We start from the raw sequence: 24,372 nt of genomic DNA, 5'->3' as shown, positions 1-24,372 counted from the left end.
TCTTTTTTATTTATCTTGAATTTCATTATTTCTACGTCTTCTAAGGAGTATGATTCCTCCAAGCGCAGTAAGTAATGGTATCAACCCATTATGTTTATCTTCATTACCTGTATCTGGTAATTTATCTTTCTCTTTTTCATAGTTTCCATCATTATTTAGGTGTCTATTTAATGATTCGTACTCACTTATTGACTCACTGGCACCCAACGATTCGCTTTCACTCATTGATTCACTTGTATTAAGTGACTCGGATTCACTTAAAGACTCGCTGGCACTTAATGATTCACTTGTGCTCAATGATTCACTCTCACTTAATGACTCGCTATCGCTCAATGACTCACTCTCACTTAGTGACTCACTCTCACTTAATGACTCGCTTTCACTTATTGATTCACTGGCACTTAATGACTCACTGGCACTCAATGACTCGCTTGCGCTTAATGATTCACTTGCGCTTAACGATTCAGATCCACTTAACGACTCACTTTCACTTAATGATTCGCTCTCACTTAATGACTCACTCGTACTCAATGATTCGCTATCACTTATTGATTCGCTTTCGCTTAATGACTCGGACTCACTCAACGATTCGCTGGCACTCAATGATTCACTGGCACTCAACGATTCGCTTTCACTTAACGACTCACTTTCACTCAATGATTCGCTATCGCTCAACGATTCGGACTCGCTTAATGACTCACTGGCACTCAACGATTCGCTTGCACTCAATGATTCACTGGCGCTTAATGATTCGGACTCGCTTAATGATTCAGATTCACTTAGCGATTCGGATTCGCTCAATGACTCACTTTCACTTAATGATTCACTCTCACTCAATGATTCGCTATCACTTATTGATTCGCTTTCGCTTAATGACTCGGACTCACTCAACGATTCGCTCTCACTTAATGATTCGCTCTCACTTATTGATTCGCTTTCGCTTAATGACTCGGACTCACTCAACGATTCGCTCTCACTTATTGATTCGCTATCACTTATTGATTCGCTTTCGCTTAATGACTCGGACTCACTCAACGATTCGCTCTCACTTAATGATTCGCTCTCACTTATTGATTCGCTTTCGCTTAATGACTCGGACTCACTCAACGATTCGCTCTCACTTAATGATTCACTCTCGCTTAACGATTCACTCTCACTCAATGACTCACTAGCACTCAACGATTCGCTTGCGCTTAGTGATTCGCTCTCGCTTAACGACTCACTTTCACTTAATGATTCGCTCTCGCTTAACGACTCAGATTCGCTCAATGATTCACTGGCACTCAATGATTCGCTCTCGCTTAATGACTCACTCGTACTTAACGATTCACTCGTACTTAATGACTCGCTCTCACTTATTGACTCACTGGCACTTATTGATTCACTTTCACTTAATGATTCACTGGCACTTATTGATTCACTTTCACTTATTGATTCACTTGCGCTCAACGATTCAGATCCACTTAACGACTCGCTTTCACTCAATGATTCGCTCTCACTTAACGATTCGGACTCGCTCAATGACTCACTCTCACTTAACGATTCACTTGCGCTCAACGATTCAGATCCACTTAATGACTCACTCTCACTTAACGATTCGGATTCACTTAATGACTCACTTGCACTTAACGACTCACTTTCACTCAATGACTCACTAGCACTCAATGATTCGCTTTCACTTAATGACTCGCTTTCACTTATTGATTCACTGGCACTTAATGACTCACTAGCACTCAATGATAGTGATTGGCTTAATGATTCACTCTGTCTTAATGATTCGCTTGTGCTCAATGATTCGCTCTCGCTCAATGATTCGGACTCGCTTAAAGATTCGCTCTCACTTATTGACTCACTAGCACTTAACGACTCAGATTCGCTCAATGACTCACTCGTACTTAATGATTCACTCTCACTTAACGATTCGCTTTCACTTAACGACTCGCTCTTACTTAATGACTCACTCTCACTTAATGACTCTGACTCACTTAACGATTCACTCTCACTCAATGACTCACTTTCACTTATTGATTCACTCGTACTCAACGATTCGCTCTCACTTAATGACTCACTCGTACTCAATGATTCGCTTTCGCTTAACGACTCACTCTCGCTTAACGATTCACTCTCACTTAATGATTCGCTCTCGCTTAATGACTCACTGGCGCTTATTGATTCACTGGCACTTAATGATTCGCTTTCACTCAATGACTCACTCTCACTTAATGACTCTGACTCACTTAACGATTCAGATTCGCTTAATGACTCACTCTCACTTAATGACTCTGACTCGCTTAATGATTCGCTTTCACTTAATGATTCACTGGCACTTATTGATTCACTTTCACTTATTGATTCACTTTCACTTAACGACTCACTTTCACTCAATAATTCACTTTCGCTTAATGATTCACTCTCACTTAACGATTCGCTTTCACTTAACGATTCACTTTCACTCAATGATTCACTCTCACTTAACGATTCGCTATCGCTTAATGATTCACTCTCACTTAACGATTCGCTTTCACTTAACGATTCGCTCTCACTCAATGATTCGCTATCGCTTAATGATTCACTCTCACTTAACGATTCGCTCTCGCTTAATGATTCAGATTCACTTAACGACTCACTCTCACTCAACGATTCACTCTCACTCAACGATTCACTGGCACTCAATGATTCGCTTGTGCTCAATGATTCGGACTCGCTTAATGACTCGCTTTCGCTCAATGATTCAGACTCACTTAATGACTCGCTCGCGCTTATTGATTCGGACTCACTTAATGACTCACTGGCACTCAATGATTCGCTTTCGCTTAAATATTCGCTCTCACTTATTGACTCACTAGCACTTAACGACTCAGATTCGCTCAATGACTCACTCGTACTTAATGATTCACTCTCACTCAAGGCCTCACTCTGGCTTAGTGATTCCCTAGCACTCAATGATTCACTCTCACTTAAGGATTCACTCTCGCTTAATGACTCACTGGCACTTAACGATTCACTCTCACTTAACGATTCGCTTTCACTTAATGATTCGCTTTCACTCAATGACTCGCTCTCACTTAATGACTCACTGGCACTCAATGATTCGCTTGTGCTCAATGATTCGGACTCGCTTAAAGATTCGCTCTCACTTATTGATTCACTGGCACTTAACGACTCAGATTCGCTTAATGACTCACTCGCGCTTAATGATTCGCTCTCACTCAATGACTCACTGGAGCTCAATGACTCACTGGTACTTAACGATTCGTATTCGCTCAATGACTCACTTGCGCTTAATGATTCGCTTTCACTTATTGATTCACTGGCACTTAACGACTCAGATTCGCTTAATGACTCACTCGCGCTTAATGATTCGCTGGTACTCAATGATTCACTCTCACTTATTGATTCACTGGTACTTAATGATTCGCTCTCACTCAATGACTCACTGGAGCTCAATGACTCGCTGGAACTTAATGATTCACTTTCACTCAACGATTCGCTCTCGCTTAGTGATTCGCTCGTACTCAATGATTCACTCGTACTTAATGACTCACTTTCACTTAATGACTCACTGGCACTTAACGATTCACTCGCACTTATTGACTCACTCGCGCTTAATGACTCGCTGGTACTCAATGATTCGCTCTCACTTAACGATGCGCTCTCACTCAATGATTCACTCGTACTTAACGATTCACTCGCGCTTAATGACTCACTGGCACTTAACGATTCGTATTCGCTTAATGATTCACTCTCACTTAACGATTCGCTTTCACTTAACGACTCACTCGTGCTTAATGATTCGCTTGTGCTTAATGACTCACTTGCACTTATTGACTCACTCGCGCTTAATGACTCGCTGGTACTCAATGATTCGCTCTCACTTAACGATTCGCTCTCACTCAGTGATTCGCTATCGCTCAACGATTCGGACTCGCTTAATGACTCACTGGCACTCAACGATTCGCTGGCACTCAATGATTCACTGGCGCTTAATGACTCACTGGCACTCAATGACTCACTGGCACTTAATGACTCGCTATCACTCAGTGATTCACTGGCACTCAACGATTCGCTCTCGCTTAATGATTCACTCTCACTTAACGATTCGCTGGCACTCAACGATTCACTCGTGCTTAATGATTCGCTCTCACTTAATGATTCGCTCTCGCTCAACGATTCGGACTCGCTTAATGATTCGCTCTCACTCAATGACTCACTGGCACTCAATGATTCACTCGTACTCAACGATTCACTGGCACTTAACGACTCAGATTCGCTTAATGACTCACTTTCGCTTAATGATTCACTGGCACTTAACGACTCAGATTCGCTTAATGACTCACTTTCGCTTAATGATTCGGATTCACTTAATGACTCACTAGCACTCAATGATAGTGATTGGCTTAATGATTCACTTGTGCTTAAGGATAGTGACTGACTTGTTGATTCGCTTTCACTTAGCGATAGTGAATGGCTCAAACTCAATGATTGTGAAGTGCTTAGCGACTCAGATAAGCTTAGTGATTCCGAAGTTGTGTCAGAAACTAAACCAGCATCTATCGTCATATTGTCAGCATCTTTAATAGTAACGTGTGCAATGTATCTTCCATTCTCAAAAACTACATCTGAATCTTTGTCATCTACAGTGCTGTTCGCTTGTGTAGGAATATATCCTTCTGGCATTACGAATTCCACAAGATAATTACCATTTGTTAAATTATCAAAATTGTAGTGTCCTGTTATATCAGTAGTCGTTGTAGCTAAACGTATACCAGTTGGGTCAAGTAAATTCACAGTAATGCCAGCTGCAGCTGCGTTCGAATCATTCTGAACACCGTCATTATTCTTATCAAACCATACATAACCACCGAATCCACCGAATCCAGCAAGTTCTGCTCTGACAAACTGAATGCTACTTGCGTGTGCTCGTGTGTCTCTTTGGTTTTTATTATTAGTAAATGTGTATTCTGATTTTAATACACCAATCCCCGAAAAATCAGGTAGCGTGTTTGGTTTACTTCTTATTATATAACCAAGTGTTCCAATATCCCCCAGGTCTACAGTTGCTGATCCATCACTATTTATAATGATTTTAGGATTTCTAACTTGCGTTAAGTTTGCATAATCTGGTGAGAAACTATCTCTGAATTGTGAGTTATTTAATACTTTATAAACCTCAATCTCATCAGGAGATGTAAATTTGAATCCTTGGCCACTTAACCTAACTTTTGATCCTGTATTAAATGCTCTATTTTGATTTATATAAGTTGTAAATTCAGCAAAGTCCTTCGTCAAATAATTTATATCTGAAATAACTGGTACCGTTCTATTACCATAATTGAATATGACATTTTGAGTATAATCCTCTCCAGCAACAGTAATGCCTACTGGGACACTCTGTTTATCAGTAGTAACTAATTCTTTAAATGGCCAACTTAATAAACTAAAAGATCCTCTCACATTATTATAAATATCCACATAATTTGTGAAGGTATATTTCGCAGTATTCGTTGCACTATCATATGATCCAATAGCGATTGTTCTCCCATTAGCATCATGTATGTTATTTACTCGATACGGTTTTCTTGATGTACCTGGATGTATATATTTACCGAAATCAACTGTAAAATAATCTCCTTCAACCACGGAGTCATCTACCGTATAGTCAATCTTAATTTTCAACTTACCATCCATAGTCATAAATACTTGATTGTATTTCTTACCGCCACCTAGTATTTCATATGAAGTGTTTGCAAAGACTAAATGGTTAACATTTCTACCACTCTGATTAGCTGCATAATTAACTACATTCGTTGCTCTTGTATTTGCAGATCTAAATTTACTTGTAGATGGTTTAGCTAAAGTTTTTTCAATATTCGTAGTATTCGTTTCAATACTTAAACTTTCGTTATTTGTTTCCGCACGCTTTGAAGCAGGCACATTGGCTTGTACTTTATCTTTATCCATTTGATTAGCTAGTTCAATTAATAATAATGCGATTAATTGATCTGAATTTTGTTTAGTAAAATCAATGTTTAATTTTTCAATAGCTTTTTTTGCATCACTAGCTGTAGCATTCGTATGTGTTTGGTAATAATTTTCTAATAGAGATTGCTTTTCTGTGTTATTTTTAGCATTATCTAATTGCTTTAAAGAGTGATTTACTGAGTTTATTAAATTTGAGCGGGTTGCATTATCTTCAGGTTTTTCAATAGAGGTACTACTTGAAGTGTTAACTTTATCATCTTTATTAACATTTTCATTTTTAGACTCTAAATTTGTTTCTTTGTTATTTTTATAGACGTTATCTTCTACTTTATTTTCGATACGGTGATTATGGCTTTCTAATTCATTTTTCTTTTTGCCGTTATCTTTTTCATCTTTATATGTATCTTTCTCTTTTTCTAAATCTAAGCTGCCTTCATCATTTTTTTCAGTTGTATTTTCTTTGTTTGCTTCTTCTACAGCTTTACTTTCTTCGGTTGTGCTTTCTTCAGTTTTTCTGTCTTCTATTGACTCTTCTTCTGTTGATACTTCTTTACTTTCTTCTTTTACATGATTTTCAGTAGCATTTTGATTCAAATGAGTTTCATGATGATTTGACGTATCTTGCTCATTTATAGGCTTTTGGTCATACTCACTAGATTTATCGTGGATTGGTATCTCACTATGATTAGAATAGTTAGCCTCGTCATTATCATTAATTATGTTTGTTCTTTCTTCATCATGTTGTACTGAATTGGACTTGTTTGATTCGCTTTTGTAATTATTATCAGTCTGTCCATATACTTCTGATGTTGGTTGCTGTTCCGCTGCATCCGCTTCTTTATCAATTACTGCACCTAACAATATCGTTGATCCAATTAATACTGAAGCGATACCATTTGTAAATTTACGTATAGAATATTTATTTAATCGATTAGGCAAGAAATCAAATCGATGTCTTTTCTTGTTTTTGTTCATATGTTCCTCCTAATTTACTAACCTAAATTTCTAGTTGATTTTTATTGTACTTTATTTCCTTTTAGCACAATACATTTCTTATTTTACCTAATAGTACAAAATAATTCCATAATATTTTATAATTACACAAGAATATTATGCTTTAGTTTATTAAAATCAATGGAAAACCAATAACCCACAATCGCTTTCTCACTGAATTTAATTGTATCTGTATCATTTCTGTGAATTTTATTTCTTACCGTCAATAAATTTAATTTTGTCCCGTTTTCAAAAATTTTTGCTATAGAAAAAGCTTCTTTTTAAGTTATCACCCTAAAGTGTGTACTTAAAAAGAAGCTTTAATTGAATATAATTTAATAAATTTACCTTTTTATCGTTTGTTCTAAACTTTTCTATAACGCTTAAGACCTACAATATTAAGCACTGTAAATACGAAAATAAATACGAACAGAATACCAATATCGAACCAAATAAATTCGAATCCTTGGCTTTTGATCATAATATTGGTCAATGCATCCCCAGCATAGCGTAATGGAAACAAATAGCCTATCACACTGACCCAATCAGCAATATTTTCAAGAGGAATAATACCTGAAAAGAAAACTTGTGGTATTGCTACAATTGGAATAAATTGGATCATTTGGAATTCTGAATTTGCAAATGTTGATACGAAGATTCCCATCGCTAACGCAGCTAATGCAATTAAAATATTGATTAATAGTACCCACCAAATACTACCTGCCACTTCAATGTTTAATATGAGAATTGCATAAAATACAATCAATAGTGTTTGGAGAATTGCAAACAATCCATAGCCAGCTAAATAACCAAATACGATTTCACTACGTTTAACGGATGTAGCTAATAAGCGCTCTAATGTTCCATTTGTACGTTCTCGTAATAATCCAATGCCTGATATTAAAAACACAAATAAAAATACGAAGAAACCAATTAATATCGGAAACATTTTATCAAAATAAGTGCTATCTTCATCTCCATATAAATAATGATTATCTAATTTAACATTTTCATCTTGTTGTGCATTTTTTTGTTTCATATTATTCGGTATTTTTTCAACGATTTTCATCATATCTTGCATCTTATTTTGTTGTATCGCGCTACCAAGTAATTGTTTTGTTGAACCTGTTTTACTAGGATCTTCATTTGCATATGTGACCTCTAAATTAGAACCATTTTTCGTAATGTAACTATCTAATTTAGTATTTACGATCGTATCTTTTATAGAATCGGGCGATTTTATTTTTTCTATATCTACTTTATCTGAAGGTAATGCATTCACAATTTTTTGGGGTACATTGTCATCGATGCCTATTTTTAAATCAGTTTCTGAATTTGTATCGAATACAAAATATAATAATGTTAATACTAGGATTGGTGCAAATAACATGAGCGCCAAAGTTCTTTTGTCTCTTAATAATTCTTTAATCACTCTTATGAACACTGCTTTGAATCTCATGATTGCACCTCCGCTTCAGCTTTAATAAATACTTCTTCTATAGAATCTACGCCAAATTTATCTTTTAGTTCTTGTGGCGTACCCATAATAAATAATCGTCCTTCTACAATTAAACCTATATAATCACAGCGTTCAGCTTCCCCCATAACATGTGTAGTCACAATCACTGATTTTCCTTTTTTAGTTAAATGTTTTAACTGCTTCCATATATCTCTTCTTAGACTTGGATCTATGCCTACTGTAGGTTCATCTAAAATAATAAGGTTTGGATTCGCAAGTAATGTAATAGCTAATGATAATCTACGTTTCATCCCACCAGAAAAAGTATTAACAATTTTGTTTAATTCTCCTTCTAAATTCACAAGTTTCATATTAGTCGCTATAGCTTGCTTTAATTTCTCTCCTTTTAAGCCCATTAAATTACCAAAAAAGACTAAATTTTCATGTGCAGTCAGTGATTCATATAATGCATCACTTTGGCCCATATAACCGATTTCATTTAAAATTTTACGATCTGGTATTTCAGTATCAAAAATTTGAGCATGACCTTCATCTAATTTCTCCATACCCATGAGACATTTAATCGTAGTTGTTTTGCCAGAACCACTTGGCCCGATAAGTCCTAATATTTTTCCAGATGATAACTCTATATCGATATGATCTAAAACTTTCTTCTTACCATAATATTTCGTTGCATTTGTCAATTTGGCTACAAGTTCAGACATATAAAGCCTCCTTATTAGACACAGTGTCAATTATCGTTCATAATGCGATTATATACCTCTACTTTGCAAAAGCAATGGAAAAATAACCGTTAATGAACATAATAAAATATATGTCTATTAATATTTGGAGTGAGTTTAATTGAATGAAGAAATGATGACAGATTCGCGTATATTAAAAACAAAAAGAAATACCAGAAAGGCATTAATAACGCTGTTGAAGCATAAAAAGTATGATGATATTTCAGTTAAAGATATATGTGAAGTAGCTGGCATTAGTCGAGGCACTTTCTATTTACATTACAAAGACAAGTTTGATTTAGTGGAACAATATCAATTTGAAATTACAAAAGAAGGCAGCAAAAGAGTTCAAAGTTTATTACAAAGTGAACGTCATTTGTTGTATTATCATATAATTAACTTTTGGAATAATGAAGCCGAGCTTTTATTGTTGCTCATTTCGAATAATGGATCACCTGACGTTCAAAATCAACTAAAAAAAACATTACAATATAATGCGGAAAAGAATGTTTTCCCATACACAAAAAAATCCCATTTTAGTGAAAAAGAACGACACTATTTTGTAGTTTTCTTGAGTAATGCTATATTTGGTATTATTCAAGAATGGGTCAATAATGGTCAACAAGAAACCCCAGAAGAACTATCTACCATTATCCATAAAATTATACCTGATTCTTTATTAGGTTAATAAAACATATAATAAAAGCACAATGCCATTATAAGTAGCATTGTGCTTTTTTGAATCGTCTGTTATTTATTCATTTTCTGCATTAATTTGTACATCTTTCACATAACCATCTTCAACAATATATTGAACTATGTTATCTCCAATATGATATCTATAATCAAATCCTTGAGCACTTTCAAATGGCTTTTCAATAGGTTGACCATATTGCTCAATTAAAGCTTCCTTCGATACTGCACCCTTCTTCACTTCAAAATCTACCATTGAAGCTGTTTGCTCCCCTGTCTTTGCAATGATTTGATCATATATATCAATCATCGAACTCTCTTGTTGTTCGTTTCCAGTAATATTATAACCGTTAATCACGAAGTTATTATTTTTTACGGCTTCAATAAATGATGGCTCCAATATAAAGTCATTTGCGTCAGTAGTATAACCATTTACTTGATAATCAATATTTTCTGATCCATGTGCAATAAAAGTTGAGTTTGATGTCATGCTACTCGTTGTGGCAACCATTGCGCTCAGTGCTAATCCAGTTGCTAATGTTACCTTAACCAATTGATTCATACTCAATCGCCTCCTAAATTTTATATAGCCCAATCAATTACAATATTGCATATTCTTCCAGACATTTCCATACAACATTTAAGTCTTTACAAAAATTTGAATTTTTTATTTATTTTTAACAATTCCTATAAAAAAACTATTATTACACTTAGGCATAAAAAAATAGTGAGTTAGGCATTTTTACACAATTAATTAACAAAAAGATATATATTGTGTTTAACGAATTAAAGCGCAAGTTTTAATTTAAATTTTTCAAAATAAAGGAGTGTCTCACATGACAGGAATCGTAGAAGCAATTGGTAATGCAGTAAACGTAGGATTAGCACACGACTGGGCAACAATGGGCGTTAGTATCGCAGATGTTTTAGCTAAAGGTGTAGACTCTGTTTTAGGTTTCTTTAAATAAATCACACACAAAACCCCTTTTCTAAAATTCTTACTTATGTAGGAATCATTTAGAAAAGGGGTTTGTTTTTTATTTATACTTATAAACAAGTTCTTTAGGTAAGTGACAATAATCATCTGGAAATCTTGATAAGCGATCCTGGTTTTCTTCTGCACTTCTTACATAATTCGTTAGTGGTAATACTTCAGTAGCAATAAGGTGATGGTCCTCAATGCCATCTATGAATTGTTGAGCCTCTTTTAAATGTTTCTCATCTTCACTGTATAATCCAGTTCTATATCTTAAGCCTACATCTTGACCTTGTTTATTCACACTATATGGGTCAATAATTTCAAATAAATAACCCATCAAATCTGTTACTGATACTTTTTGTGGGTCGAATTCTGTTTTAATTACTTCCACGTAACCATCATATTCACCGTGTAACGTATCCGTAATACCGTTAGCTCTTCCACCTTCAGTATTGATAACGCCGGGTAACGTTTTTACAAATGCTTGTACGCCCCATAAACATCCACCTGCTAAATATACTGTTTCCATTGCAATCCGCTCCTCATGATATTCATTCTCATTTGAGTATAGTAATTTACCGTTACTTTTTCAATCACTTCTATTTAATTCAGCATCACACAATATGATTGACTGTTTTTAAAAAGGGAAAATAAATTAATATAAGGAGGAATTCTATGCCTAAAGTAGAAGAAAGAATGTTAGAAGATATTGAAAATAAAGAAACAAGATCTGAAAGTAATTTGAGTTCAGAAAAAGAAATGCAACAAAATGCTTTTGAGAGACTCGGCAAAGATGTCGTTATTATCGAAACATTATCTATCATGAACATTATTTTTGCCATCAGCACAATCAGCTTAATTGGTGCATTAATATTTACAAATAAAAAGAAATCATAATAGATATTAACTTGCTCTCTTCAAGATTTACTTGTAGAGAGCATTTATTATTACATTAATCAAAAATCTTTACTTAATATAATAAAAATAATGAAGATACTTAAATTAATAAATTGAATAATATCCCTTTTTTGTTATAATGTAATAATGATAATTTTATGCTTTCGCTCAAAAAATAAATAAACCTTATTAAATTGAAGATACTCACATACTTTATATTAGCGAAAAAATGATACCAACATTTTATATAAATTTATAAGAACAAGAAATAAAAGGAGATTAGTATTATGGATTATAGAGTATTATTATATTACAAATATACAACAATCGATGACCCTGAATTATTTGCAACTGAGCATTTAGCATTTTGTAAAGACTTAGAACTTAAAGGTCGTATTCTCGTATCTACTGAAGGTATTAATGGGACAGTTTCTGGTACAGTCGAAGCTACCGATAAATATATGGAAGCATTAAAAAACGATGCTAGATTCCAAGGGATTACTTTTAAAGTGGATGAAGCCGAAGGACACGCTTTCAAAAAAATGCATGTTCGCCCTAGACAAGAAATCGTTGCTCTAGACCTTGAAGATGATGTAAACCCTAGAGAACTTACGGGTAACTATTTGTCACCAAAAGAATTTAGAGAAGCATTATTATCAGATGATACTGTTGTGATTGATGCTAGAAACGATTATGAATACGATTTAGGCCACTTCCGTGGTGCAGTTCGTCCTGATATCACAAGATTCAGAGATTTACCTGACTGGATTAAAGAAAATAAAGAGCAATTTATGGATAAAAAAATTGTAACGTATTGTACTGGTGGTATTCGTTGTGAAAAATTCTCTGGTTACTTACTAAAAGAAGGCTTTGAAGATGTGAGTCAACTTGAAGGCGGCATTGCTACTTACGGTAAAGACCCCGAAACAAAAGGTGAATTCTGGGACGGAAAAATGTACGTATTCGATGAACGTATCAGTGTAGAAGTGAATCATGTAGATAAAACTGTAGTAGGAAAAGAATGGTTCGATGGTACGCCTTGTGAACGTTATATCAATTGTAGTAACCCTGAATGTAACAAACAAATCCTTGTATCAGAAGAAAACGAAGCGCGTTATTTAGGCGCTTGCTCACATGAGTGTGCAAAACACGAAAATAACCGTTATGTAAAAAAACATAACATTAGCGATGAAGAAAAAGCGAAACGCTTAGAAAATTTTAAAGAATTAGTTAAATAACTATAAAAGAACCGCTGCTATATTGAATAGCAACGGTTCTTTTTATTTAATGGAATATATTCAAATCTTTCAATGTATTTTTCAGATTGATTTCATCCCATGGCATGTACTCTGCTACAGTAAAGCCTACAATATCATTATTTTCTGAAATGCCTTTTAGTATGTCATTTAAATGCGACAAGGACATTTGTCCAGCTGCTGCTGGGAACGATTCAATATGAGGTTCCGCAAAGTAAGTGGCACGAAACTCATTTGGATCCAAGACATCAATATCAAAATGGATGGCTATTTTCGAAAAGTTATTTTCCTTAATCCATTGTTGTATTTCTTCATAATTATAACTTTCTGTGCCTTGTACTTTATAATCAAAATTTAATTTTTCTAGATTTTCCGCTTCAAAATCTAATAATTCTTGTAAACCTACGTGTAAAAATTGATTAGTTTTTAATGGTGCTTTAACCAATTTCGACAATTCACTATCGCCTTCACCAAGTAAATTAGCTACAACCATGGCGTGTTCATTTGTAATGTCTTTAGGATATGAAATATCTGGATGTGTATCAATCCAAACAATACCGAGTTCATCACCATATTTTTGATTTAAATAATCAAAAGGTGCTTGTGAGACCATACAATTGCCGCCTAAAGTAACTACTTTATCTGGTTGTTCTTGATTTAAAATATCTTGTGCTTGCTTTACATTATTTATTATTTGAGACTGCCCGTATACACCATTTTCTAATTCTAATGCGTCTTCATCTGGTTCTTCGACTTTAATCTCAAAAGCTTCTTGGTTAGAATCATTAGGAATTAACCAGTTTAATAAGTGTGCCCCCATGATAATAGGCTGCTCTACCTCCTGATTGCCAATCTGGTGCGATTAATCTAATTGTTTTACTCATTAAAATCCCTCCATCAATTGTACTATTATTTTCTACCCTTAATCATGATTTAAATGTTCTCATCGTCTCACTTAGAAATTATATTTCACTAATTTGATCATTTGAGATAATTATTTGAAACTCTTTTTCATTAACTATTTATTTGCTTATTAAGCTATTGCCGTTTGTTTTAATCACATTTTGATACCAGTAAAAACTTTTCTTTCTATACCTCTCGAAAGTGCCCTCGAAATTATCATAACGATTCACATAAATAAAACCGTATCGTTTTCTAAACTCACCAGTAGAGTTACTGACTATATCAATGGGTCCCCACGCTGTATAACCTATGATATCTACCCCATCTTTAAGCGCTTTTTCAACTTCAATTAAATGATTATTTAAATAGTCGATTCTATAATCATCTATCACTGTATAATTTCCATCTTCACTTTTCACCAATCGATCTTTAGCACCTAAACCATTTTCTACAATAAAAAGTGGTAATTGGTAACGATCATAAAATTGATTTAAAATATACCTTAAGCCTTGGGGATCAACAGGCCATCCCCATTCAGATTCAGATAAGTAAGGATTTTTAATGATATTCATGATATTGCCTTTAGACTGTTCAATATCACCTGGATTCACAGTGGCACAGTTACTCATATAATAACTAAAAGATATAAAATCCACTGTGTTTTTTAAAATATTTCTATCCTCTTCTGTAATATGAATATCAATATGATTTTCTTTAAAATATCTATCCATATAACTCGGATAATAACCGCGTACATGCACATCTGCAAAGAAATAGATTTCTCTATCTTTATTCATCGCAGCGATAACATCGTCCGGATTGGATGTTAATGGATATGTGGGCGTGCCGGCTATCATACAGCCAATTTGAAAATCTGAATTAATTTCATGTCCTATTTTAACCACTGAAGCACTGGCAACAAATTGATGATGAATGGCTTGATATAGCGTGCTTTTATCTATTTCATTAAGATCACCCTGTATTCCACCGCCATTAAAAGGTGCGTGCAAAATCATATTTATCTCGTTAAAAGTAATCCAATATTTCACTTTGTTTTTATATCGTCTAAAAACGGTTTCTGCAAAATGTTCAAAGTAAGTAATTACATTTCTGCTTTCCCAGCCATTAAATTTTTCTACTAAGTATAAAGGCATTTCATAATGAGATAATGTAATGAGTGGTTCACTATTATATTTTTTCAGTTCATCAATGACATGATCATAAAATGCCAACCCTTTTTCATTAGGTTCCAGCTCGTCACCATTAGGAAAAATACGTGGCCAAGATATAGAAATTCTCAATACTTTAAACCCTAGTTCAGCAAATAATTTAATGTCTTCTTTATATTTATGATAAAAATCTATCGCATCTTTCTTCATATATTGCTCTGGTGGGTCATAAACAGGCGGGTTAAATACACCTTGTGACAATGCATCTGCTGTAGAAAGACCTTTCCCATCTATTCTGGCAGCACCTTCAACTTGATTTGCCGCCAATCCTCCACCCCATAAAAAATCATTTGGAAATGCACTTGATGTTTGATTTAACAATTGTTACACACCTCTCTTAATATATTTTAATTCCATTAGTTTTTGACCATGTGTAATGCTAAGACTTTCATTAAATTTTATTTTTTCTATGTTCTCGCTGTTTGTTATAACAACAGGCGTTATGAGTTTATAACCTTCTTTTTTAATTGCTTTATTATTAAATTTTATTAGAGGTTCGCCTTGTGAAATTTTTTGGTTTTCTTCAACAAAAACATCGAAATGTTCCCCTTTTAATTGAACAGTTTCTAAACCTATATGGATAATCATTTCTACCCCTTCATGACTTCGAATCCAATGGCATGTTTTGTATTAAAGATGGTTTCAACCACCCCATCAAAAGGTGCATATACCGTATCATTTTCAGGTTCAATAGCAATCCCTTTACCCATTGCTTCGGTTGAAAATACTGGGTCTGGCGCATTTTCCAGTTTTACAATTTCTCCTGATAAGGGTGCAAATATCATTGTCGATGCACCTTCTTGCAAGTTATTTGTATTTTCTTTAGCTTCCAAAGGTTTTTCACTATTTTTAGCTTCAAAACCGAACACAAATGTTAAAATCGTACCAATAATCAATGCGATTGCAATACCTAGAATGTAGCCGTATATTGGTTTAAATACTGGTATAATAAATAAATTATTTAACACAAACGTTGTCACTCGCACATCAAAAATAGCTATTATAGCACCGCCAATGGCACCTGAAACGAGTACAATAGGTATGAGCCGTTTATACCATAAAATAAGTCCATATAAAATAGGCTCAGTAACACCTGCTAATAATCCTGATAACGTTGTACCTATAGATAGTGATCTTAAATCTTTGTTTCTTCGAGAACGTAAAACGACACCAAACGCAATTCCAATTTGTGCAAAAACAGAAGCAGCAGTAATTGCTATGAATATATCTCCACCATGAGCAAAGTTATCTATCATGATAGGGACTAACCCCCAATGAACACCTAGTACTACTAAGAATGGCCAAAACGATGCGATGATAACCCCAGTTAATATTCTAGAAAAACCAGGCATATAATCGATGCCGATGCCACTGCTCACATATTCACTAAAAGGACCAAATACTAAAACAGTTAATGGCACCATAATAATGAGGCTTAACATAGGAACTAAAAATAATTGCAATACTTTTGGAACCCATCGTTTAAGCAAGCGTTCAAGTGGCGCATAGATGGCAATAGCAATTAATAATGGAAACACTGTAGAAGCAAAATCAGTAACTACCAAAGGCAGACCTATAAAAGTTAGATTTTCTTCTGATTTAAGGAGATTAGTAAACGATGGTTCGAGTAACGACGCTGCAATCACACCACCTATATATGGATTCACATTCAATTTTTTACTAGCAGACATACCAATAAATATCGGTAAAAAGTAAAAAACTCCGTTTGATGTCGCATTTAAAATCGCAAATGTCGCACCTTTGTCGTTAATCCAATTCAATGATTTTAATATTTCGAGTAATGCTTTCAACATACCAGAGCCTGCGAGTGCAGGTAATAGCGGAGAAAACGTTCCCGATATATAACTAAATATGATATTTATAATGTTGCGTTTCCCTGATTCGTTTTCTTCTTTAGCATAAGTTTGACCAATACTGTAATTTTTTACAATTGCGTCATATACATTTGCAACATCATTGCCAATAACAATTTGAAACTGCCCACCTTGTTCTACGACTTGTAAAACTTTAGGCAGTTCATTTATTTTTGAATTATCTGCTTGATCTGTATCTTTCAGTACAAATCTTAAGCGAGTTGCACAATGCTCTAATGATGAGATATTATTTTCTCCACCAACTAAATCAATAATTTCTTTTCCCAAATTGTCATAATTCAATTTTCATCACCCCATTTATAGAAAGTAGATACTGTAGGATATCCTTTTCAATATACAACGATGATACTACAACAAAGAAAGCCCTTACATAAGTAAGGGCGAAATTGATTGCTATTTTCATTTTTTATCACTATTGAATATCCATAAATGAAAATAGATTTCATTTTATGCAAATGGATTTTTAATCACATTTAAAGATGTTTCAATGTTTTGATCATATTTATGTGTTAATAATATTGAAAATAAAATATCTATGACATATTGTACAGAAATAATAATTGGTAATACTTCCATACTCAAAATCAATTTATCATCACTAAATTTAAATATTTGGTCACAAACTTGACCTAATTCTGTATTTATCGATGATGAAATAGCTATCGTATATATACCACGTGCTTTTAAATACTTTGCTATTTCAATAATTGTAGGATTTTGCCCAGTAATTGATATCAAAATCGCTATTTTCTTATCCGTATTTTTTAAATTAGAAATATAATGTTCATTTATACCATCGAAACTATTACTTTCGATACCAATAGATTGAAATTTAAAAGTTGATTGTTGTGCCAAACTGTAACTAATGCCCAAACCATATACGTCAATTTTCTCAACTAGTTTCAGCTTGTTCGCTATGGATTTTAATTGACGTTCATCTATATAAAACTTTGTTTTTTTTTAGCACATGTTCATATAGATTAGGCAACATATGCATAATTTCAGTTATACTGCTCTTTTTATTTAATGGTTCAGCTTCTAACAATTCGTCTAGCTTTTCTGTTTCTAAGTATTCTTCAAGAAATAAAATTTTAAAATGATTATAATTTTTAGCACCTGTTTTCTTACTTAAGCGCACAATGGTAGCCGGGCTAGAATACGTTACTTTCGCCAACTCTTCTGTAGACATATGTTTAAATTTCAATGGATTTTCTATAATATAATTTGCAATGTTTTTTCTGTATTTGTTAAATTATCAATTGATTGTAATACCTCAATAATCACTTTGACTTCTCCTTTCTATATTATCGATTCAATTTTATCAGTGTCTTCGTTATTTATTATAGTCTAAAATGGCATTTTACATTCTAAAAAAGAGTAAAAGAATAACATCTATATAAAAATACAGGAGATGACATGATGCGTAATCAAAAAATTGTGCCACATTTATGGTTTGATACTAAAGCTGAACAAGCTATCGATTTTTATAAAAATGTTTTCCCAGAAACAGAAATTATTAAAAAAGTCACATTACAAGATACACCTTCCGGAGATGCACAACAATTAATTTTTAATATCTTTAATTTTCGTTTTATGGCTATCAACGCTGGCCCTTATTTCGTAAAAAACCCTTCCATTTCATTCACTGTTCTCTTTAAAAAATCTGAAATTGAATTATTAGAAACGGTCTATAATAAATTAGTTGAAAATGGAAAAGCAATCATGCCATTAAATCAATATGATTTTAGCGAAAGGTACGGATGGGTACAAGATCAGTACGATGTATCTTGGCAATTATTAGTCACTAATGATCCTATTACACATCGCATAGAACCCACACTATTGTTTATGAATGAAAATGTCGGACGTGCCGAAGAAGCCATCCATTTCTATAACAAGGTATTTAAAAATAGTGAACCAGGCGATAAATTCTATTATCCTGAGGGTCTTGAACCAAATAAAACTTCTCAGTTGGCGCATGCACGTTTTAAAATTGAAAATCAATGGTTCACATGCATGGATAGTGCTTATGATTATGGCTATCAGTTTAATGAAGGCATTTCACTTATGGTTACCTTAGAGGATCAAGGTGAAATTGATGACTATTGGGAGAAATTATCCACTATCCCTGAAGCAGAACAATGTGGCTGGTTAAAAGATCCATTTGGCGTATCTTGGCAAATTGTCCCTGAACATGTGGATGAAATGATGGCACATGATTCTCCTGAACAACTTAAACGTGTCACAGAAGCTTTTCTGAAAATGAAAAAATTCGACATCGCTACTTTAGAAAAAGCATATCACGGTGAGTAATGATTAAACGATAGCGTCTGTAAAAACCATCTCACTACTATAGAAAAAAGAGAGTAACATCATCAAACCGATTCAATATATTGGTTAACGATTTACTCTCTTTTCATTTAATTTAAAACTTGATAATTTAATCCTAACGCACCGGATTCAAATGTCTCGCTCTTTATTAGTTTGAGATCAACTTTATCATGAATATTTTGAAATAACGGTAATCCTTTACCTATTAAAGTAGGCGATATTGTTATTTTATATTCATCCACTAAATTAAGTTGCATTAAATAATGTGCAAATCTTGGACTGCCTAACACGACAATATCTCCGCCTTCTTGCTGTTTTAATTTATTAATTTCTTCTTCAACATGATCTTTCACCAATTTTGAGTTACTCCATTCTACATGATTCAATGCTTTTGAAAATACAACTTTTTCAACATTTTCAATCCATTGAGCATGATTCAATTCGTGCTCATTTGCATTTTCATCAGATGGTACCGTCGGCCAGTAATCATCATACATCATTTCATATGTCTTACGTCCCCAAACAATCGTATCTGTATTACTCAGTACATCATCCGCAAATTTTTCCAATTCTTCATTATAGGCAACCCAACCGATGTCCATTGCACCTTTAGGACCCTCTACAAAACCATCTAGCGTACTATGCAAAAATACTATAAGTTTTCTCATATTCATCATCACTCCCTAATTTGAATTATTATAGCTAAATGTAACCAAGTATTACTACATCATTACCCATTTGCATATTTAATCATTCAAAGATATGCCATTAAAAACATTGAAGTAAAATCCAAGCTGCTTAGTACTATTGTCATCTTATTTCTTACTCAATTGAATGAACAAATTCAAAAATCCATATCCTACCTAAAAATTAAAACCAACAATTAACTATACAAAAAACCCGACTTCTTTATTAAGAAGCCGGGACCAAATTTATCATGTTAATTTAATTTTTATACTTTATTTTTAAAATTATGACTTACAGTTTATGCAGTAACCCATTGTGAAGCGCCTTCTGTATCATAAAGTTTTTGCGCTGCAGCATCTTGTACTGATTCTGGTGCTGAAGCAGCTGGTTGACCTTGATACTCAGCTGGAGCTACTGAATCCCATGTACTTTGTAAGAATTGGAACTTACCAGAAGCACCTGATGATGGATTTGTAGCATGGATGTCGCCACCTGATTCACGTTGCGCGATTTGTTGTAAGTGCGCATTAACACCTGATGATGAACTTTCTGAAGCTTCACTTGAACTTGATTCGTTTGAACTAGATTCATTTGAGCTTGATGCAGATTGTGTTGTTGCCTCTTGTTGTGGTTGTTGTGTTGCTTCAGTTTGTGGTGCAGCTTCTTGTGCTGGTTGTTCAGTTGAAGCTTGCTCAGTTTGTTGTGGTTGTTCTACTTGTTGTGGTTGCTCAGCAGTTTGTTGTGAACTATTGTCTGTAGCTTGTTCTGATGAAGCATTAGATCCTTCGCCTGAACCTTCACCATAGCTCCAGCTAAAGTTTTCACCATCTGATTGGAAACTATAATCTGTATTATTATAGTTAAAGTTGATATTATAAGCACCATCTTGAATAGGCGCCGCGTTTAATGATTCTGGATTTGATTGCGCTTGTTGTGCTAATTGTGCTTTGTCAACGCCTTGTTCTGAAGCGTCTGCTGAATTTCCTGCTGCTATTCCTGTTACGCCAAGTCCTACTGCTAATGTTGATGCAATTACTGTTTTTTTCATTATTAATAATCCTCCTAAGAGATTGTTTGTATTTTTAAAATTTAATAAATTAGCTTGTAATTTCAACCGTCAATAAATAAGTTTACTTTTTACAACTAATTTGTATTTCCTACTATAACACCTATAAAAAGCTTGTAGGTTACAGTGAAGTTAAAAAAACAAGCTCTTTTTTACATCCTAATTACGTTATATATTACACTCAAATCAGGAATTTCTACCTAAAAATCCTTTCATGTACACCTTGTAGTGTATTTATAAACTTTTGTGGATGTAATCGTTTTGTAATTAGTGTGAAAAAAGATATATATTTGCACTCCAGAAAACATTAACATTGCTTACTATATATATTTAAAAACATTCAAATTAACTACTTTACTAAATACGTTTTAAACAGCACATTTGCGTTTTGCGCAACAAAATTTATCTCAAAAGAATTCTATTGACTGACCAACTTGATATACTTATAAATAAAAAAGCTGAGACATATATGTCTCAGCTTTAAATATTTATCTTAAGTTCATTACTACACTTAATTTTTTATGCAGTAACCCATTGTGAAGCGCCTGCTGTGTTGTAAAGTTTAACAGCTGCTGCGTCTTGTACTGCTTCAGGTGCTTCTGTTGGTGATACACCTTGATATTCAGATGGTGCTACTGAATCCCATGTGCTTTGTAAGAATTGATATTTACCTGCTGCACCTGATGATGGGTTAACAGCTTTAAGGTCGCCGCCTGATTCACGTTGCGCGATTGCTTGTAAATGAGAGTTAACATTTACTGATGAACCTTCTGAAGCTTCACTTGAACTAGATTCATTTGAAGTTGATTCATTTGAGCTTGAAGTAGTTTGTGTAGTTGCTTCTTGTTGTGGTTGTTGTGTTTCTTCAGTTTGTGGTGCAGCTTCTTGTGCTGGTTGTTCAGTTGAAGCTTGCTCAGTTTGTTGTGGTTGTTCAACTAGTTGTGGTTGCTCAGCAGTTTCTTGTGCTGGTGCATTAGTTGAACCTTGTCCATAGCTCCAAGTCCAATATTGACCATCTGATTGGAAACTATAGTCAGTATTATTATAGTTAAAGTTAATGTCGTAAGCACCGTCTTGAACTGGTGCTGCATTTAATGATTCTGGATTACTTTGAGCTTGTTGTGCTAATTGTGCTTTGTCAACGCCTTGTTCTGAAGCGTCTGCTGAATTTCCTGCTGCGAATCCTGTTACGCCAAGTCCAACTGCTAATGTTGATGCTACTACTGTTTTTTTCATTATTAATAATCCTCCCAGAAGATAATTTTTAGATTTTATTATTTTTAAGATTTAATGTTGAATTTCAATTACCTTAAATAGATAATTTACTTTTTCAACTGACTCACAAATAACACTATAACATCCATAAATAGCATGTAGGTTACAACGAAATTAAAATACCCCCTTACTTTTTTACATCCTAATGACACGCGCCATAGGATTTTATATACCATAAACACCCACTCAAAACTATCATGAAAGTCATGAGTTACTTAATTCAGCCATAAAATCTTGTAATATTCATGTAATTTTTGCGACAACTATACATGTTTTTCAATGGTTAATAAAGAAATCTCGCCTTATAAAAATAAAAGATATGTTGTTATTACACCTCAACATATCTTTTATTAATTAACTACTATTATTTTACAAACGACATTTTTATATTTATTAAACCATTCCGAGACATTTGCACACACGTTCCATACCATTTATCCGTTAAGTGAAAATACATTCATTTTAGGTTGGCTATTTTTCTTCTTTCTTGGTGGATACATCGGAGCTAACTATGAAAAAACGATAAATTTCTTACATCAATATATATTTATCATTCTATCATTAGCTATCATTGCCTTTACCTATTTCGTACTATTTACAGAACACGATTTCTGGAATGTGACTAGCTTTACTTATGCACTTACTTCGTATCATACATTTATGTTTTTACTACTTCTTGGTATATGCATCCATTTTAAGACAATAATGTATGGATCTATCAATTTAATCAGCACTTTCTCGTTTTTCATTTATTTAATGCATCCACTTATTTTAGACGCTTTATATAGTTACACCTCCACTTTTGAAAATGCTACCATTATTTTTGTAGCAATTTCATTGCTCTTTATCATATGATTATGTGTAGGTGTTGGCATTTTGCTTCGTGAGTTTTACATTTTTAGATTTTTAATTGGTAAGCAGCCATATAGATTAAAAATTTATTTAAGTGAATAAATTTTGAACATATGATTAGTATGCTTCACACCTATCTAAATAATATTTCCTCATTAACCTGTCACATCCTAGCACTTTTTAATAAATCAAGACAGATTTAATCTCATTTATGTACTATTCAAAAATTAATTTGATACTTAAGAACGAATTAACCATACAAATTAATTCTCTGCAAATCACATCACACACTATATTAATACAATCGCTTTCATTTTATTAATGATTACTGTTATACTTGAAATAATTTATGTTTTGAATTAATTTTTATATGACAATATTTGATATAGATGGAGGCTCAAACCTAAATTGAAACTAGAGGTAAAAGAACAAATTATCGAAAATGCTATCTCCTTATTTTCTGAAAACGGCTATGAAGGAACTACACTAAACCGAATTGCGAGTAGCGTGGATATTAAAAAAGCAAGTTTATACTATCATTATGCAAACAAAGACGAAATTTATCGATCTTGTATTAATTCATGTTTTAATTATTTTAGCTGCTTTATAAAAGCAGCACATGAGGATACACAATATTCAATTGAAAACTTACATCAATTTTTATTTGATTTTATTTTCAATATTGACGAAAAATATATCCGCCTTTATTTGCAACTTTCTTATGCACTATTTCAGTTCAAAGATGAATTTTTACAACACATCAAAAATATTCACCAAATCTTAGATACTAACATTGCAAATTACTATAATAGTATTGAAATTTCAGTGAATAAAGACGAATTCACTACAATGATTCTTATGTTTTTAGAAAGTTGGTATCTTAATGTTGCTTCATTCATAGATATGGAACAATAGAAAAATTTAAGTCTTCCTTTGAATCTGAACTTACTTCGTTATTTAAAGCAATCTAAGTAAACTCATAAAATGAGATTGTCATGATTCCAATTCTAAAGCGATTAGACACCCTTTAGACATCAGTCAGTCTTCTCTCTACATACATTGCACACCGATTATCTTTATTAAAGTTTTTGTAATAAACATAATTAAAAAGCCTATTCAATTTTTGTATTGA

18 protein-coding genes and 2 pseudogenes are annotated in these 24,372 nt (G+C 33.5%); 7 read left to right on the top strand and 13 right to left on the bottom strand.

The genetic code is table 11. The annotated features are described in order from the left end of the window. Positions 1 to 6 precede the first annotated feature (6 nt). The 3 genes from uafA to SSP_RS00655 all read right to left on the bottom strand — a co-directional run bounded on the left by uafA (position 7) and on the right by SSP_RS00655 (position 9,159). Positions 7 to 6,957: a uro-adherence factor UafA gene (gene uafA / locus SSP_RS12730; RefSeq protein WP_011302133.1), complete on the bottom strand. Its 6,951-nt coding sequence runs from the start codon at positions 6,955 to 6,957 to the stop codon at positions 7 to 9. Positions 6,958 to 7,339: 382 nt separating this feature from the next. Next, on the bottom strand, positions 7,340 to 8,434 hold the full coding sequence (locus tag SSP_RS00660) for an ABC transporter permease (protein ID WP_011302132.1): 1,095 nt from the start codon (positions 8,432 to 8,434) through the stop codon (positions 7,340 to 7,342). Next, positions 8,431 to 9,159, bottom strand: coding sequence for an ABC transporter ATP-binding protein (locus SSP_RS00655; RefSeq protein ID WP_011302131.1), 729 nt, complete (start codon positions 9,157 to 9,159; stop codon positions 8,431 to 8,433). The genes SSP_RS00660 and SSP_RS00655 overlap by 4 nt, the downstream gene beginning before the upstream one ends. Positions 9,160 to 9,298: 139 nt before the next feature. On the opposite strand from SSP_RS00655, the gene SSP_RS00650 reads away from it, so the two are divergent. Further along, positions 9,299 to 9,865, top strand: a complete 567-nt coding sequence (locus tag SSP_RS00650; RefSeq protein WP_011302130.1) for a TetR/AcrR family transcriptional regulator — start codon at positions 9,299 to 9,301, stop codon at positions 9,863 to 9,865. A 66-nt stretch (positions 9,866 to 9,931) separates the two neighbouring features. Here the strand turns inward: SSP_RS00650 and isaB are convergent, their stop codons facing one another. Beyond that, positions 9,932 to 10,432 carry an immunodominant staphylococcal antigen IsaB family protein gene (isaB, locus tag SSP_RS00645; protein ID WP_011302129.1) on the bottom strand — a complete coding sequence of 167 codons (501 nt, stop codon included), beginning with the start codon at positions 10,430 to 10,432 and terminating at the stop codon, positions 9,932 to 9,934. 274 nt (positions 10,433 to 10,706) lie between these two features. Between isaB and SSP_RS00640 the strand changes: the two genes are divergently transcribed. Then, on the top strand, positions 10,707 to 10,838 hold the full coding sequence (locus SSP_RS00640; protein ID WP_011302128.1) for a beta-class phenol-soluble modulin: 132 nt from the start codon (positions 10,707 to 10,709) through the stop codon (positions 10,836 to 10,838). A 69-nt stretch (positions 10,839 to 10,907) separates the two neighbouring features. Here the strand turns inward: SSP_RS00640 and SSP_RS00635 are convergent, their stop codons facing one another. Continuing rightward, positions 10,908 to 11,378, bottom strand: a complete 471-nt coding sequence (locus SSP_RS00635; protein ID WP_011302127.1) for a peptide-methionine (S)-S-oxide reductase — start codon at positions 11,376 to 11,378, stop codon at positions 10,908 to 10,910. Positions 11,379 to 11,524: 146 nt separating this feature from the next. On the opposite strand from SSP_RS00635, the gene SSP_RS00630 reads away from it, so the two are divergent. Next, positions 11,525 to 11,746, top strand: a complete 222-nt coding sequence (locus tag SSP_RS00630; protein WP_002482074.1) for a hypothetical protein — start codon at positions 11,525 to 11,527, stop codon at positions 11,744 to 11,746. A gap of 287 nt (positions 11,747 to 12,033) precedes the next feature. Continuing rightward, positions 12,034 to 12,984 (top strand): rhodanese-related sulfurtransferase, encoded by a 951-nt coding sequence (locus tag SSP_RS00625; RefSeq protein ID WP_002482073.1) that lies wholly within the window; start codon positions 12,034 to 12,036, stop codon positions 12,982 to 12,984. 46 nt (positions 12,985 to 13,030) lie between these two features. Here the strand turns inward: SSP_RS00625 and SSP_RS00620 are convergent, their stop codons facing one another. From SSP_RS00620 to SSP_RS12720, 5 genes and pseudogenes are all read right to left on the bottom strand, one after another. Then, positions 13,031 to 13,822, bottom strand: a complete 792-nt coding sequence (locus SSP_RS00620; RefSeq protein WP_011302126.1) for an arginase family protein — start codon at positions 13,820 to 13,822, stop codon at positions 13,031 to 13,033. Positions 13,823 to 14,024: 202 nt separating this feature from the next. Next, on the bottom strand, positions 14,025 to 15,455 hold the full coding sequence (locus tag SSP_RS00615) for a glycoside hydrolase family 1 protein (RefSeq protein WP_011302125.1): 1,431 nt from the start codon (positions 15,453 to 15,455) through the stop codon (positions 14,025 to 14,027). 3 nt (positions 15,456 to 15,458) lie between these two features. After that, a pseudogene (locus tag SSP_RS00610) lies at positions 15,459 to 17,296 on the bottom strand (beta-glucoside-specific PTS transporter subunit IIABC). Positions 17,297 to 17,476: 180 nt separating this feature from the next. Continuing rightward, complete coding sequence (locus SSP_RS12725) at positions 17,477 to 17,917, bottom strand: MurR/RpiR family transcriptional regulator (protein WP_077461024.1); 441 nt, start codon at positions 17,915 to 17,917, stop codon at positions 17,477 to 17,479. A gap of 46 nt (positions 17,918 to 17,963) precedes the next feature. Next, a pseudogene (locus SSP_RS12720) lies at positions 17,964 to 18,263 on the bottom strand (MurR/RpiR family transcriptional regulator); the annotation flags it as partial. A 182-nt stretch (positions 18,264 to 18,445) separates the two neighbouring features. Between SSP_RS12720 and SSP_RS00595 the strand changes: the two are divergent. Then, the gene (locus tag SSP_RS00595) at positions 18,446 to 19,342 is read left to right on the top strand and encodes a VOC family protein (RefSeq protein WP_011302120.1); all 897 of its coding nucleotides are present in this window, start codon (positions 18,446 to 18,448) and stop codon (positions 19,340 to 19,342) included. Positions 19,343 to 19,449: 107 nt separating this feature from the next. Here the strand turns inward: SSP_RS00595 and SSP_RS00590 are convergent, their stop codons facing one another. The 3 genes from SSP_RS00590 to SSP_RS00580 all read right to left on the bottom strand — a co-directional run bounded on the left by SSP_RS00590 (position 19,450) and on the right by SSP_RS00580 (position 22,349). Next, positions 19,450 to 20,028: a dihydrofolate reductase family protein gene (locus tag SSP_RS00590; RefSeq protein ID WP_011302119.1), complete on the bottom strand. Its 579-nt coding sequence runs from the start codon at positions 20,026 to 20,028 to the stop codon at positions 19,450 to 19,452. Positions 20,029 to 20,345: 317 nt separating this feature from the next. Continuing rightward, positions 20,346 to 21,095 carry a transglycosylase family protein gene (locus SSP_RS00585; RefSeq protein WP_011302118.1) on the bottom strand — a complete coding sequence of 250 codons (750 nt, stop codon included), beginning with the start codon at positions 21,093 to 21,095 and terminating at the stop codon, positions 20,346 to 20,348. 537 nt (positions 21,096 to 21,632) lie between these two features. After that, positions 21,633 to 22,349 carry a transglycosylase family protein gene (locus SSP_RS00580; protein WP_011302117.1) on the bottom strand — a complete coding sequence of 239 codons (717 nt, stop codon included), beginning with the start codon at positions 22,347 to 22,349 and terminating at the stop codon, positions 21,633 to 21,635. Positions 22,350 to 22,751: 402 nt separating this feature from the next. On the opposite strand from SSP_RS00580, the gene SSP_RS13345 reads away from it, so the two are divergent. Further along, complete coding sequence (locus SSP_RS13345; protein WP_108866149.1) at positions 22,752 to 23,243, top strand: acyltransferase family protein; 492 nt, start codon at positions 22,752 to 22,754, stop codon at positions 23,241 to 23,243. A 405-nt stretch (positions 23,244 to 23,648) separates the two neighbouring features. Continuing rightward, on the top strand, positions 23,649 to 24,155 hold the full coding sequence (locus SSP_RS00575) for a TetR/AcrR family transcriptional regulator (RefSeq protein ID WP_011302115.1): 507 nt from the start codon (positions 23,649 to 23,651) through the stop codon (positions 24,153 to 24,155). Positions 24,156 to 24,372: the final 217 nt, after the last annotated feature.

Origin of the sequence: Staphylococcus saprophyticus subsp. saprophyticus ATCC 15305 = NCTC 7292 (genome assembly GCF_000010125.1) — a bacterium.
GTDB lineage: Bacteria > Bacillota > Bacilli > Staphylococcales > Staphylococcaceae > Staphylococcus > Staphylococcus saprophyticus.
The sequence above is the reverse complement of the archived record's forward strand: the minus strand, read 5'-3'. Positions and strand labels throughout refer to the sequence as shown.

Coding starts and splice junctions, on each gene's coding strand:
- uafA (WP_011302133.1), bottom strand. CDS start 6,957: ATGAACAAAAACAAGAAAAGACATCGATTTGATTTCTTGCCTAATCGA.
- SSP_RS00660 (WP_011302132.1), bottom strand. CDS start 8,434: ATGAGATTCAAAGCAGTGTTCATAAGAGTGATTAAAGAATTATTAAGA.
- SSP_RS00655 (WP_011302131.1), bottom strand. CDS start 9,159: ATGTCTGAACTTGTAGCCAAATTGACAAATGCAACGAAATATTATGGT.
- isaB (WP_011302129.1), bottom strand. CDS start 10,432: ATGAATCAATTGGTTAAGGTAACATTAGCAACTGGATTAGCACTGAGC.
- SSP_RS00640 (WP_011302128.1), top strand. CDS start 10,707: ATGACAGGAATCGTAGAAGCAATTGGTAATGCAGTAAACGTAGGATTA.
- SSP_RS00635 (WP_011302127.1), bottom strand. CDS start 11,378: ATGGAAACAGTATATTTAGCAGGTGGATGTTTATGGGGCGTACAAGCA.
- SSP_RS00630 (WP_002482074.1), top strand. CDS start 11,525: ATGCCTAAAGTAGAAGAAAGAATGTTAGAAGATATTGAAAATAAAGAA.
- SSP_RS00625 (WP_002482073.1), top strand. CDS start 12,034: ATGGATTATAGAGTATTATTATATTACAAATATACAACAATCGATGAC.
- SSP_RS00620 (WP_011302126.1), bottom strand. CDS start 13,822: ATGGGGGCACACTTATTAAACTGGTTAATTCCTAATGATTCTAACCAA.
- SSP_RS00595 (WP_011302120.1), top strand. CDS start 18,446: ATGATGCGTAATCAAAAAATTGTGCCACATTTATGGTTTGATACTAAA.
- SSP_RS00590 (WP_011302119.1), bottom strand. CDS start 20,028: ATGAGAAAACTTATAGTATTTTTGCATAGTACGCTAGATGGTTTTGTA.
- SSP_RS00585 (WP_011302118.1), bottom strand. CDS start 21,095: ATGAAAAAAACAGTAATTGCATCAACATTAGCAGTAGGACTTGGCGTA.
- SSP_RS00580 (WP_011302117.1), bottom strand. CDS start 22,349: ATGAAAAAAACAGTAGTAGCATCAACATTAGCAGTTGGACTTGGCGTA.